The following is a 14,158-nucleotide window of genomic DNA, read 5'->3' as shown; positions in this document are numbered from 1 at the left end:
AACCACATCTTAACTGAGAACTGGTCACCGATTTTGAGGCTAAACGGTATCTTTTGACACCGTGATATCGTCGGTAGCCTCAAGATTGTACTCGTCGTTAAGCGCGGTTTTTAAATTAGCAAACTCACTTAGGCTGCGCTGTAAAATCTCATTTATCGTTTTAAAATTGACCGCTTCGTTGTATCGGACTTCTTGCTCAAGCTCAGCCATCAACTCACTTAACTCATCAGCACCAATTTGGCTGCATAGTCCTTTTAGTTTATGGGCCCAATGCGCAATTTGGTCAATATCCTGATGATTAATCACTGCCTCTAATGTTTCTATGTACTCAACCGAAGATTGTTGGAATATCGACACGATGTGTTCTAACAATTCGTCATCGCCTTCCATTCGCTTGAGTGCCGCCTCTTTATTCCATCCAGAATAACGTGAAGGCGCTGGGTGGGCAGGCATGTGGTTTAAGCCCTGCGTAGTATTACTGCTAGGGTGTTTTCGAGTCCAACGAGAAACTTTGTCTATCAAAAGCTTAGCGTTTACAGGTTTGGTGATGTAATCGTTCATACCATGAGCAAAACACTTCTCTTTTTCGCCAGAAAAGGCATTCGCCGTCATCGCGATAATAGGTGTATTTACCACGTCATAATATTGCGAGCTAAAGCGTAATGTCTTCGAACATTCGTAGCCGTCCATCACAGGCATCTGGCAGTCCATGAGGATACAGTCGAATAGGGTGTTATTAAGTATTGCTTGCTCGATTAAATCGAGCGCTTGTCTGCCATTATCAGCTGTTTTGACGTTCGCTCCTAATGGAGCCAGAAAACCTTTTGCTACCTCTTGATTAATCTCATTATCGTCTACCACAAGTACATGGACGCCTGATAAGTCGACAGAAGTGGGATTGAAGTCATTTTGCGTGTCATCATGTGAAGTGTCGTTTGACGTATCGAGTTCGCCGATTAATGCGGTAATTAAATCATGACTGATTAAGGGCTTGGCGACCAAAATAGTACTCAATTGATCAGAGACTCTATAAGGAGGTAGAACGCTACTCGCACTCAGTTCAATAACATTGGGTAACTCTGGGTGGGTGATTCGGTGGCTCTCGATTGCTTCGATAATAGTTTCAAACAGAGGTGAGTCTTTCTCTGTGACCACGGTATCGAGATCGCTGAGCCAGATATCCAGTGGTTCATCTACGGCTTTAGATTTGCCGCCGAAATTCTCAACCGCTTTGGCCACCGCTTGAGTTAAATCTGCGTTGGCCAGTGAGATTCCCACCGTTACACCATCTAATATACATTCAGAAGGCATGGCTTCACATTCTGAGGCATTGATGTCTAGATAAAAATTAAATTGACTGCCAACGCCTTGCTTAGACTCAAAATCGATATATCCATTCATAAGCTCACACAATTGGCGGCAGATAGACAGTCCTAAACCGGTTCCCCCATATTTAGTGGCGGTGTCGGCCCCTTCTTGAGAAAAGGGTTGGAACAAACGATGCTGGTTCTCTTTTGCAATGCCAATTCCAGTGTCAGCGACTTCGATTTTGAGGCGTACCATATCATCCAAACGTTCCGTTGATGCGATGATTTTAATCGTGCCGCTCTGCGTAAACTTAATGGCGTTATTCATTAAATTATTGAGGATTTGCTTAAGTCGGTTCGGATCGCAAGTTATCGATTTATGGCGTATTTCGGTGGTGTCTAGCACCACTTCAAGTCCCTTTTTAAACGCTTTCACTGACGTTGACTGAACCATACTTTCAATAACATTACGGGGAGAAAATCGTTGGTTATGCACCTCTAATTTGCCCGATTCTATTTTCGATAAATCTAAAATATCGTTGATTAATATGGATAAGGTATTGACAGAATTCTCTGCCATGGTGAGGTATTTTTTTTGCGCCGTATTCAACGAATCATTACGGATCAAGCTGAGTGTTCCCACCATACCATTTAACGGGGTGCGCATTTCGTGGCTGATTGTTGAGATAAAATTACTTTTCGCTTGGCTCGCTTCTAACGCTTTGTTACGGGCTTCTTCCAATGCTTTACTGTGCTGTTGAAGTTCTAGCGTTCGCTTATCGACCTCGTTTTCCAGCTTGGTATTGTATTGTTTAAGTTTTTCCTGAGCTTCAACCATCTCGGTCACGTCTCTTGCGGAAATTACGTACGAATCAATCTCATCAATGTGGTTGTTCATTACTGGTGAGATGATGATATCGAGGTACAGATGCCGATTGTCGCTGAAAAAAACAATATCTTGAAACTTCATTGTCGATTTACTGCTTTTGCACTGTTCAATCTGATCCATCAAATCGAGAGAATTCAATGACACTAAGGTGTCAATGTTTCGATTTAACGCCAAATTAGCTTGAACGTTAAATAAATGAGCAGCGGTACTGTTCCACGTTTTTACCAATCCAGAGGGGGAGATACAAATGACTGCATCTGTTGAGCCTTCAACGATAGCTTGAAATATCAAGTTGGCTTTATTAAGTTTCAAGCTGGCGGCATAGGAGCGATAGAACATCGAGAGAACGATGAACACAATCGACATCGCCCCAAGTGTTAACAATAAAATTTCGTTGAATCTGCGGTTGACCTGCTCCAGTACTTTTGATTTGTCTATCAAGCCATAAACAAACAGTTTTTGCTGGGTGTTCGTCCCTGTTAAAAGCGTACTTCTGTATCCAAACCAGTGTGTCTGAGCGCTATCTTTGCTCACCATCTCTACGATGTCACTGTGAGCACTGCTACTTAAAGAGAAGACACTGTCAAGTGTGATTTCCGGCGCAAGTTGGCGTGTAAACGAAAAACCTTCAACCGGTGAAAAAACGATGTAACCGTCGTTGTCCACCACCCAAAATGCATCCAGAACCGAATTGTCAGCATTGAGAGCGCTGAGTAATGGTGACGCATCAATATTCATAATGATAAAACCGAAACGCGCTCCCGAAGCATAAAAAATCGGAATCGCCAGGCGATAGGTAGGCTGCAAAGGGTAGGCAATATTGCCGTACTCTTTATTTAAGTTAATCGGGCCGACGTAGACTTGATTGGGCTGGAGAGTCGAAGCGGCTTCGTAATAGTTCTCTTCGCTCTTATTTTGTAAGCGAGTTGACGGTTGAATAGTGACTCTGCCGCTTTCTCTGTCAACGCGCAAAAATTCTTGACCTGCATCTTCGACGGATATCACTCTCAATTGCCTGATAGAAGCGTCATTTTCGATGAGCGCTTTAAAGATGGTAGAGAGTCGATGTTGCCATTGAGCTAACGTGGTTTTATCGAGGTTATCAATGCCACCGTTCGATTGCGCCCGTGTTATTCCTGAAATTGGTGGCGTCGAATGAAGAAAGCGTATTTGGTCAATGTTGCGCGAGATACTTTGTTGTATCACCGCGACTTTCTCTCTAGTTTGAGATTGTAAGGTGAAAGCGGTGTGATCATAAACAGTACGGATAGAATTGTGTCTGTAGGTGTTCAGCGCATAGACGACAAGCACAATGAGCAAGGGAATAGACCACCACCAGATTTTTTTTATTCTCATAAGGGTTCCTGTAATAGTTGTCAGCTCTACTAACCGCTACACATGATCAAACACGACTTTACCTTTGGTGTGGTGTAGAAAGCATATGCAACTCTTAACCTTGAATAAAAATATTAGCACAGTCTTAAAGGTTCAACGTTCTAATGCATTGATATTGATTAAACATTGTTAACGATATCGTGTGAGCGAGGGGGATTTAGCTCAGAGACTTGAAGTCAAGTTAGGGGTATATACGACATTAAGCTCGGAAATAGGCTACGAGCGCTTTCAATACTTGAAGTGATTTTTGTTGGGCTAATTGCAGCTTGAGCTAGCGTTAAATGAGATTAAATAGTTTGGTGGCTTGCGGTTGCACTGCCTAGGCCGGGAGAAACCGTTTATACCGGCATGCCATCAACACACCGCAATGATCGAAAACTGAACACGACGTGTACCGTGCACTTAAGGCGTATTAATTAACGCGATACATTTCAGTCATCAAATCTATGAAAGTTCTAACTTTTGCAGATGAAAAATGGCTCTCTCGATGGATGATGTGTATCGGTAAAGCTAATGGTTGGAATGACTCAAGTACGTTAACAAGATGGTTATTTTCACATTCTTCAACGACTTGATAGGAAATTGCTCGAGTTATTCCTAATCCGGCCTTAGCGGCATCTATTGCTGATTGATTGGTTGTTACTGTAAGACGAGGCTGAATATGAAGCCTCGTCTTTTGACCATTGTGGGTAAATTGCCAGTCGCGAGGAAAGTTATTTGACGAAGAGCTAATCAGTGTGTGTTGTTTTAAGTCTGCGGGCGATGTAGGTATACCATGAACGTTTAAATAGCTCGGTGATGCGACAAGCATCAGTTTAACTTCGCCAATTTTTTTTGCTCTCATGCTTGAGTCTGCTAAGGTTCCAATTCGAATGCCCAAGTCAAACCCCTCTTCTAAAAGATTGACAGTTCTGTCCAAAAATACCGCGTTAACATTGACCATAGGGTAGCGACGTAAATACTCGACTACCACTGGCATAACGTGTTTTTGCCCAAACATCACAGGGGCGGTTATGCCCAGTTCACCTTTAGGCTCAGAGTTAATACCAATAGCCGTTTGATTGGCAAGTTCGATATCGTGCAAAATTTGACGTGTATCTTCTAAATATCGCAAACCAACATCTGTTGCTCGTACATGGCGTGTGGTTCGAATCAACAGTCTCACACCAAGTTGTTGTTCTAACGATAAAACCGCTCTAGTGACAGCAGGTGGTGACATATTTAAATGCCGAGCTGCGGCGGCAAAACCTTGTTTTTCTGCGACGGCGACATAAACGCGCATAAGATGTAGTTGATCCATACTATCAATTAATTATTCCGCTAAGTGGAATAATCAATTGTGCTTGATGGGTATTCTTTACTCAATCACTTTTTGACACACTGTTTTCGTCGAGTGAGGAGAACCTCTTATCGAGCACTTACACCTTTTGGGTGATTTAGATGTATAACCATTGATTAAAAAGGAAATAGTATGAGCCGCATCAATATCGTTTTAGAACAACATGCCGACAGTGAACAACAAGAACTTTATTCGGCGATTCAATCTCAGTTAGGCATTATTCCTAATTTTCTAAAAGTTTTTGCCAATTCCCCAGCAGCACTCAAAGCTTTTCTAGGTTTACACTCCATCGCAGGCGCGGGCTTTTTAGATGAACAAACCCGAGAAAGAATTGCGCTTGGCTTAGCCCAGAAAAATGCGTGTCAATACTGTGTATCTGCTCATACAGCTATTGGCCGAAAAGTAGGATTATCGGATAGCGAGATGGAAGAAAACAGAAAAGGGGGCAGTCAAGACAGTAAAGCGGCTGTTGCCGTCAAATTTGCCCAATCATTAGCAGAGAAAAATGGCGAGGTATCAACTGCAGAGTTGTTACAAGTACGTAATGCAGGATATAGCGACGCCGAGATTGTCGAAGTAATTACGCATGTCGGTATGAATATTTTAACAAACATTTTAGGTAAAGCTAGCCGAGTTGAAATCGATTTCCCGAAGGTTGACTTACACACAAAATAGTCTGCTGTGTTGAGCTTTAGTTCGAGTTCTTAGTCACCCAGATGCTAGGAACTCGGATGCGATAAAATTTATAAGGAGGCGCTCATGCCGCATAAGTACGCAGAGTTGATGTTTACCGATGACGTTAAACACTTTCAACAAGAAATGGGCAGCCGAACTAGCTATAAATCTATGGAGCACGGCGAAGATTACAATTTTATTCTTTCGGAAGTTGAAGCATCATTTATTGAACAACGTGATAGCGTATATATGGCAAGTGTAAATAGTTCGGGGTGGCCATATGTCCAGCATCGCGGTGGCCCTAAAGGTTTTATCAAGGTATTGGACAATAATAAGCTTGGCTTTGCCGATTTTAGTGGTAATCGACAGTACGTGAGTGCAGGAAATTTTCGAGGCAATAATAGGGTGTCTCTCTTTTTTATGGACTACCCCAATCAACGTCGACTCAAATTGAGTGGTCGGATTGAGCAAGTTGCTGACGACGATTGGGATACTTTAGCGCATTTAGAAGTGGCGGATTACCCAGCACCAATTGAACGCGCCTTCATTATTAGTGTTGAAGCATTTGATTGGAATTGTCCCAAATATATAACGCCTAGGTTTACAGAGTTGGAAATTTCACATTTTCAGACCTCTTTGCAAGCAGAAAGTAAGACGTTAAATACAGACAAAAAACAGACAGAAAGCTTAGGTGATGGAAAATTGCCCTTGGTTGTGACAGGAATACGACAGCTGACTCCCAATGTACGTGCGTTTGAATTTCGCCACCGTGATAATCTTCCTCTGCCTGAAGTATCCGCTGGTGCCCATCTTTCTGTTCCCATTACTATTAAAACTGGGGACTTAACTACTCGTCGATACTCGATTTGTTCTAATCCCAGTCGGCGAGATATTTATGAAATCGCAGTGCAGTGTAAAAGTGATGGGACCGGAGGGTCGAAAGCGATTTATGAACAGTTCACACTTGGCTTACGGCTTAACTGCGAGCATCCTGAAAACTATTTTGAGATGCACAACGACCATCGGCCAAGTGTATTGATTGCTGCAGGGATCGGTATTACACCAATCAAACCAATGGCCCAGAAACTGGCTGAGCAGGGGCGGGATTTCGAACTTCATTATACTGGTAAACGACAAGAGCAAATGCCATTTCATGATCGGTTATCAAGGGAGTTTGGTGATAAAATTCAATGTTACTATACCGAGGGCTTACAACGTCTTAACTGTCAAAAAGTGCTAACGCAAGCACCAGAACAGAGCGTATTTTACGTGTGTGGGCCTGAAGCGTTGATCGATGAAATGTTAGTAACGGCAACTAAGCTAGGCATAAATACGAACCGAATTCGATATGAACGTTTTTCAGCGCAAACTGCGAACAACTGGCAAGCTTTTTCTGCGCGATTAATTCAATCGAATCTGACAGTCAACGTCGCTAACAACCAGACTTTGTTAAATGCAATTATAGAGGAGGGCGTGTCTATCCCAAGTGGTTGCCATAGTGGTGAATGTCGCAGTTGCGTTGTCGAAGTTGAGCAGGGTCTAGTGGACCATAGAGACAACTGCCTGACCGAGAAAGAGCGTCAACTTTGGATGTGTCCATGTGTGTCACGTGCCAAAACGGGTATTCTCAAGCTTAAAATTTAGTGAGATATGGAAGAGATTTAAATCGAGCAAAAATGGGAAGATTCAAAAACAATAAAGCCCGCTAAAAAGCGGGCTTTATTGTTTTGTTCACAAGGAACTAAATTTGGTGGGTCCGACCAGATTCGAACTGGTGACCCCTACCATGTCAAGGTAGTACTCTAACCAACTGAGCTACGGACCCAAATTTTGTGTTCTTGCATTACTGCACTCTAGGGAGTGGTGGGTCCGACCAGATTCGAACTGGTGACCCCTACCATGTCAAGACATGTCTAATGTATTTTAATATAATAATAATCACAATAAATTACTTAATTCAATGATTTACGAGCATTTCCCAGATTGGAAATGTATTGTTTATCACAAATATTGGTCACCACATGGTCACCAGGCGCTGTAAATACTATAGTTCCTATATTGTAGTAAAATTATACAGCGATTTAGTCAATGAAGGAATTGAATAAGTTTGAATCGACTCTTTTTGATAACGTCGAGTTGAAGCATATCGCCCTGGACGATCTCGTTCCCGACGACATTTTGGAGAAGCTGTACAGTGAGGCCAACCCGATCGCACTGTTAAGAACTCAGCCGAAAGTGAACTTCAATAATGAATACTTATTTAATTTCTCTACACTTCAATCACCAGTGATTACGTATCCCTCTCGCCGCTACTTTCGATATCTCGTAGGAAGTTTTACTATCGAAAATCTGCGGACAGCCAATGCGCAAAAGCTCATATCTCCAGACTACGAATTGCCGGTTTTCGTATTAAAGAAAAAACCATCAGAAACAATAAGACGTCGAATAATCCAGTTCGACCTCACCGATAATCTGCTCGACAAATGCTTCGTTAGTGACACAAAAAAAATCCTATTCATTCTAAAAAAATGGTTCAAGAAAGACGTCGGAAAACGCAGTATTCTTCAATCGGAAGAGTGGCGGTCTTTGTACCCCCAGATTACGTCTACTGAAGCGCTGGCATCTTACCTTTCAGCTTCAAAAAAAGACATTTAGGATGATGTAATGGGAGCGATAACTGAAGAAAATTTGATTAAGCTTTGTCCCGACATTTCGCAAGAATTAGCTAAGGTTTGGTGCGCATTTTTAAACACGATTGAGTGTCCAGAAGATTTTCAATCACTACAGTATGTTTTGCATACCCTCGAATCAGCTTGTCTGAACCATCCGCATCAGTTTTTTAAAACATTTTCCATAGCACAATCGGTCAGTTCATCTTTGTTCGACGTTTTTATGAAAGTCGATCATGACGCCTATCCAAAGTACTCATTCCAAAAGTTACCTCATGGTTCCAAAAGTGAACGACCAATTTTTTCATTGTTATTTACTTTTTCAGAACACTTCACTTCAAAAGGCACTCTCTCTTTGCTGTTATTTCTTGAGCACTACTTTGCAAATGAAGCAAAAATCGTAGCCAGAGGCAAAGAAGAGGAGTCATTCAGGGCATACCGGTTGCTATATACAGATCAACTGTTTGAACATGATTGCTTGGTCGGAGAAGATGCAGAGAATGTTGCGGTTCAACTTGAGGAATATAGAAAGCATCTATCAACTTCAAAAGATGACAATGATGCCAAGAGAATGAGTAATTACGTACGTGAACTCATTCATTTTTATAGGTTAGATTGGACCAGCAGAACCAAACGGCGAAGAAAAAATGTCTCTTCGATGCGAGCTGCATATCAACGAAGTGGTTATGAGCGTATTTATGGCACCGATAATCTCTATACAAGCAAGTTAAATAAGCCTCAGTTATCGGAAGAAGAAAAGTTAACGGGCATTACTGTTGAAGAAGACTTTCCACCTTTAGCCTTTATCAAAACTGAAGTCACAGACTTGGCTAAACCACGGCATGAAATGCCAAATAAAGCCGTGATTCGAGACAGTCACAAAGAAAGGTTACAGCAAAGGCTTATTCAGCGAGACTCCAAAAAATCGCACAACCTAAGCCTAGTGAGTAGAAACGTTCTTCAACCCTATGAAATCCAGTACTTAGTTGATGAGTTACTATCAACAAGAAAAGGAAGCCTTAATGGTATCGATAAGCGTCATGTCAGAGTCATTGTATTGCTTTGTTTGATTCTAGGCCGTTATGTAGAGGGTGTTAATACACTTGGTGTATTGAGTACTGAGGATTTTGATGGTGAAGGGCTGTATTCAAAAAGTGGCCGGTGGTTTTTTAAAGCTCATCATGGATTGACTGCGGTGTTGGGATCACAAAGATTGAATACTCATTTACTTTCAGCAGGCACCGAGATTCATATTGCGCTCCCTAGTTGGGCAAGCGAGGCGTTGGAACAAGCGCGTATGCCAGTCGGGAGCAAATTTTTAAGTGGTAGTAAAAATCATTGTTTGATTGCAGCCGTTGAGCAGTTACTAAAAAGTATCAACAAGAAACACCATTGTCAGATCAGCATTAAACGCATTACCAATCATCTTACGAATTACGTCGTCGCTCGTGAAAGAACTGATCCTGTATTGTTAGAATGCCTGACAGGTAAATCGAGTTACTACACGCGAGCGCCAAGACATTACATGTGGTACTCAACGGAACTGGTGAACCGCAAGTTGGCTGGATTATATACAGAAATGTTCTCGATGGTTCAAACCTGTCAATCGCAACTAACTTTAGAGCTGACGGACGATGTTGTTGATGAGAATGAACAGGGGATTGGTTCTCAATTTACTGCTAAGCGATCATCGTTGCGGCAGCTTGTTAAAACACTTCAGAAGCCTTTATACCAGACAAAAGCGTTTGATGCTGCAAGTGATCTTCATTCAATCGTGACCTATCATAATGCTTATACACTCTATACCCTATATATGCTCCTATCTTCGACGGGCTATAGGGCGGTGGGAAATCCCTTACCCACGTTTAATTTATATCTGAAGAGGTATGGGGCTCTGTGTATATCAGATAAAGATAACATAACAACATTCGCGCATATGCGTGTGGTGACCTGTGCTAAGACACTTGAAAGCCAGTTAGATCACTACCTGTCGCACATACAGGCAATGTCGAGGTTACTAACGGTGGCCTCTCCACATTATTCGAGCCAGTATAAGTGGCAAGCGACTAATTCTCAGTTGCTGGACTTGAAATCAAAGAACGTAAAGCTTGATTGGTTTATCAGTGTCAAAAACTCTAAAGGGACTGATGGACTGTTTTTATTTTTCAAGCTCAACGAGCAGCAAAAGTTGGTTGCTTACAATGCCTACCCAAAATCTGTAAAGCAATACAGTCAACATTTACCTGATATTCCAATGAACTTTGGAAGGCACTACCTTCGTTTACACTTGCAGAATATGGGTGTACATCAAGAGTTAATAAAATTTCAATTAGGGCACTGGGTTGCAGGGGAGAACCCACTGGAGCTATTTTCATCTTTTGCAATGGCAGACTCGATAAGAACACTACAGCCGATTCTAGATACTATGCTCAGTGAAATGGGCTGGGAAGCTATCCCATCACTCTTGACGAGACGCCGAGCATGAAGAAACCGCAACGTATTCAAAGTGATGGGCTTTGGCTTAAGTTTGAACCAGAGGCAGAGCGTGAACTAGAACTGTATCTAAAATCGCTCTCGATTGAAAATCTGAATTACTCAGAAAAAAGTAAGATCATAAAGAAAGTTTACAAGTTCACGGTTGAGTCTGCTCGTCATGTTGAAAACCAGATAACATCGTCGTCTCTAAACTCTATCCAGCAGCGCTTCCCTAAGAATATCGAATTAGAGCCAATTTATAGAAAAGTACTTGGACTTTTGCTGGTCGTGATTGAAAAAGAGCTAGGAATACGCGCACCAGAGTTAGGTTCTAGCACCTATCTGAATCAAGAAGTCCCGCAACTCACACCAGATACATTTCTCAATTCAAGGTTAGCCAATGAGATATATGACTTACTCGAATCTAAACATGCACTGCACGAGTATTTAAAGGCTCCTAAAGAAAATAGTGGGTTCCTAGCGTTGTGGCTGTGTCTTAAAGAGGCTATAGATCATCAAAAGGGCATCCTTAAGCTCTTGAGTTCAGCGGATAGCTTGCTGGAAATTGATAAGCACTGGTTGTTCCCTTATCAACAAAAACGTTATTGGCTATCTACCAAAGCGGAACTCCTCCTGCATCGCTGGTATGAAACATGTACATCAAAAAAGTTAATGGTTGTTGGTGTGATGAATCGATATCTATGTGAAAAAGGTATATTGCCAGGAGAAGTCACTCTTAGTTTTATTGAGCTTAGGCAGATGCTAAAGCTTGAGTACATTATGCGCCGAAGTGCTATCGAGTACGGTTTATCAACACGAAAGATTGATTCAGCTTTGCTGCCAGAGCATGTGTTGTACCGATTGTTGCATAATGAACGTGTTGAGTACGACACAACCTCTCCTCCTAATATATCGACGACGGTCAGGCAATCACGAAGTTGGGATGGCGCTTTTTCCGAGAGCTGCAATGGGAAGCGCCGCAATGCAAATAGCGTTGAGATTTTAGAATTAACGACTAAAGAACAACTTAATGTGGTAAGTAAATACACAAAAAAACTCGAAAAGGAAAACCGCAAGACCAGTATTCGTATTCGTCACAGCCTATTGGAAAAAATAAGAGTTAAACTGGAAGACCCCGTGACAACAAAGAAAATGCCATGGGCCTGGTTAACCCTTTCATGGCTATACCATTTGCTGAAAAATGGCGGGAAACATAAGCGCACGTTACGCTTAGATACCATAAAGTCTTATGTTCATTATGTTGCACAGCCTTTCATTGCAGAGTTTAATGGCTGCAACCCGACTTTAATGAACGAAGTTGACTGGGCAGAAAAGTTAAACACGGTGATAGAGCATATCGCTTCTGTTAGCAAGAAGGCTTATGTTGCCTATTTCGCTGAGTTCTTGATTGATAGTGAATTAGTGCCAAACCTCTGCTTGTCCGATATTGATGTGCCAGCCGCGCAACACAATGCTGATGCTAATGTGATCACTCAGCATGAAGCAGATAGGATATTAAGTGCTTTGGAACAGAGCTCTCATCCAAAGGCTGAATTGGCAACGCTTTGTTTTGTGTTTGGGTTTTATGCGGGTTTACGGCGTAATGAAATCAAAGGATTGCAGTTCAAAGATTTTCATCAGTACCGCGATAGTTATCAGACGTTGCATGTTCGCCCCAATCGCTACCGAGAATTAAAATCCAAAGACAGCTCGAGAAATTTACCGCTTGATGCCTTATTGCCAAAGCCCGCGTTAATTCAAGTTTATGATTTTCTAGATAGATCGAGAGTGAAGTACGCTAGTAAAGATAGCTCTGTCTTTCACTTTTATGGTGATGCAGAGCTCAATGAAGGGTTTAGTTTTCTCACTCAAGTGATAAAGGGCGTGACGGGTGATGGCACACTTCGTTTTCATCATTGCCGCCATTCGTTTGCTAACTGGACTATGTTGCAGTTTTATCACCGAGCTCTGACAAACGTGGAAGGCTATGCTTTTTTAGATCATCCGCATTTTAGCAACCAAAGAAGCGATTTTTTGTTAGAACGATTGGGAATAGAGCCGTTTAGCCGAAAAGGATTTTGGTCGGTAGGGGAGATGTTAGGGCATTCGTCACCGGCAACCACTGCTTCATCTTATTTTCATTTGGCCGATTTTTTGAGACGTAACTTGTATGCCAATCACCAGGCAGAATTATCAGCGTTAAGATTGGTTTGGGGACAACGTATAGCTACTGATCTGTTTGGTCGAATTGTGCCCAAGCCTTCCATAAGTCAAGCAATCATCGCGACTAGGCCAAATCCATCAGGGATTAAAACATCCAATGATGCATTTGATATTAGAACTCTAGAGAAGAAAAAGGTTGGAAAATCACTGATTGGGCTAGGGCTTGATACCTACTGGAGGATCCTCAGTCGCACAGCGGAGAAACACTCACCACAAAATATAGCCCATGATTTGAATATGACGTTGGATGGCGTAAACACGGTTCTGGAGCTGGAAGCGGAGATAACTGCGAGAACACTGCGAAACTCAAAACACAGAGCAGAACCCAATATCAACTATGCTCGGCTTAATAAACCGAACATCAGTGTCGTTAAAGGGCTGATAAAACGTTTTATGAGTATCGAACAACAGTTAAACAGCGAGATCAAACTGTCGTTGTTATTACCGAGCATTGAAAACTTGATCGGTGCTAAAGACTCGCTGTTACGAACTAGGGACAAAAACTCTGCATTGACCATACTTAGATTTTTAAAGTTAATGAATTTCGAGCCTTTTGATATCAGTGTTAAGTGGTATATGGACGACATACCATTAACTGAAGGAAATAAGCTGAAACCCTACTTGAATCATGCTGAATTTTGGAAGAAAGCTTTGGCCAACAACGTAGGGTTAACCAATACAGCGTTTTCAATTGTATTGCCTCATTGCTTAAATCAATTTAAGCGCCAATTTGAGAGCATTGCAACAACGACGTTAAGTGATGACGGTAAATTCTTAGCTTACAAAGCGCCTGGCTACGTTTCTATTCATGTCAAGCAGACACGGTTTGTAAACGATATGCGTAAAGAGCCCGAACATTTGCCAAGCCGCCCACGGAGAACAAAAGCCTTTGTCAGTTTCCTTCGATTGCTAGTGGTGTATTTGTCAGCCAAGCAGTCGGTTACTAATATCGGCACTTGAGCATGGAAGTACGCTTGAATATAGGTAGTTTTCTATCCCAACTCAGGTGGGTCAATTTTAAATCGGCGTTGACTGATCAAAGCTATGAGACGAAATCGGCAATAATGCTCAGCCCCCATATTACCCACCGAGCATAATTCCTAGTTACTTATCCTTATCATGCGGCCCCTCGCTCCACTTTATGATTTGTGGCGAAAAGTATGCAAAAGTGCAGACAGCAAATGCT

Annotated in this window: 7 protein-coding genes and 1 tRNA gene; 5 read left to right on the top strand and 3 right to left on the bottom strand. The window is 42.0% G+C overall.

Annotation, left to right across the window (positions count from 1 at the left end; translation table 11 throughout):
• Positions 1–39 precede the first annotated feature (39 nt).
• Together ViNHUV68_RS07665 and ViNHUV68_RS07660 are read right to left on the bottom strand one after the other, a co-directional pair.
• Positions 40–3,552 (bottom strand): ATP-binding protein, encoded by a 3,513-nt coding sequence (locus ViNHUV68_RS07665; protein ID WP_391087036.1) that lies wholly within the window; start codon positions 3,550–3,552, stop codon positions 40–42.
• Positions 3,553–4,003: 451 nt separating this feature from the next.
• Positions 4,004–4,891, bottom strand: a complete 888-nt coding sequence (locus tag ViNHUV68_RS07660) for a LysR substrate-binding domain-containing protein (RefSeq protein ID WP_391087033.1) — start codon at positions 4,889–4,891, stop codon at positions 4,004–4,006.
• A 171-nt stretch (positions 4,892–5,062) separates the two neighbouring features.
• Between ViNHUV68_RS07660 and ViNHUV68_RS07655 the strand changes: the two genes are divergently transcribed.
• On the top strand, positions 5,063–5,605 hold the full coding sequence (locus tag ViNHUV68_RS07655) for a carboxymuconolactone decarboxylase family protein (protein WP_038174656.1): 543 nt from the start codon (positions 5,063–5,065) through the stop codon (positions 5,603–5,605).
• An 84-nt stretch (positions 5,606–5,689) separates the two neighbouring features.
• The gene (locus ViNHUV68_RS07650; RefSeq protein ID WP_391087030.1) at positions 5,690–7,249 is read left to right on the top strand and encodes a pyridoxamine 5'-phosphate oxidase family protein; all 1,560 of its coding nucleotides are present in this window, start codon (positions 5,690–5,692) and stop codon (positions 7,247–7,249) included.
• Positions 7,250–7,353: 104 nt separating this feature from the next.
• Here the strand turns inward: ViNHUV68_RS07650 and ViNHUV68_RS07645 are convergent.
• Positions 7,354–7,430: transfer RNA gene (locus ViNHUV68_RS07645), tRNA-Val, on the bottom strand.
• A gap of 263 nt (positions 7,431–7,693) precedes the next feature.
• Here ViNHUV68_RS07645 and ViNHUV68_RS07640 point away from each other — a divergent pair.
• Genes ViNHUV68_RS07640 through ViNHUV68_RS07630 form a run of 3 tightly spaced genes read left to right on the top strand, consistent with a single transcriptional unit; the run spans position 7,694 to position 13,932 of the window.
• On the top strand, positions 7,694–8,260 hold the full coding sequence (locus ViNHUV68_RS07640) for a hypothetical protein (protein ID WP_391087028.1): 567 nt from the start codon (positions 7,694–7,696) through the stop codon (positions 8,258–8,260).
• Between the two features lie 9 nt (positions 8,261–8,269).
• Complete coding sequence (locus tag ViNHUV68_RS07635) at positions 8,270–10,759, top strand: hypothetical protein (protein ID WP_391087025.1); 2,490 nt, start codon at positions 8,270–8,272, stop codon at positions 10,757–10,759.
• Entirely contained in the window at positions 10,756–13,932 is a 3,177-nt protein-coding gene (locus ViNHUV68_RS07630) for a hypothetical protein (protein ID WP_391087022.1), read from the top strand. Before ViNHUV68_RS07635 ends, ViNHUV68_RS07630 begins: the two co-directional genes overlap by 4 nt.
• Positions 13,933–14,158 lie beyond the last annotated feature (226 nt).

Origin of the sequence: Vibrio sp. NH-UV-68 (assembly GCF_042940635.1) — a bacterium.
In the GTDB taxonomy this organism is placed as follows: Bacteria; Pseudomonadota; Gammaproteobacteria; order Enterobacterales; family Vibrionaceae; genus Vibrio; species Vibrio pacinii.
The sequence above is the reverse complement of the archived record's forward strand: the minus strand, read 5'-3'. Positions and strand labels throughout refer to the sequence as shown.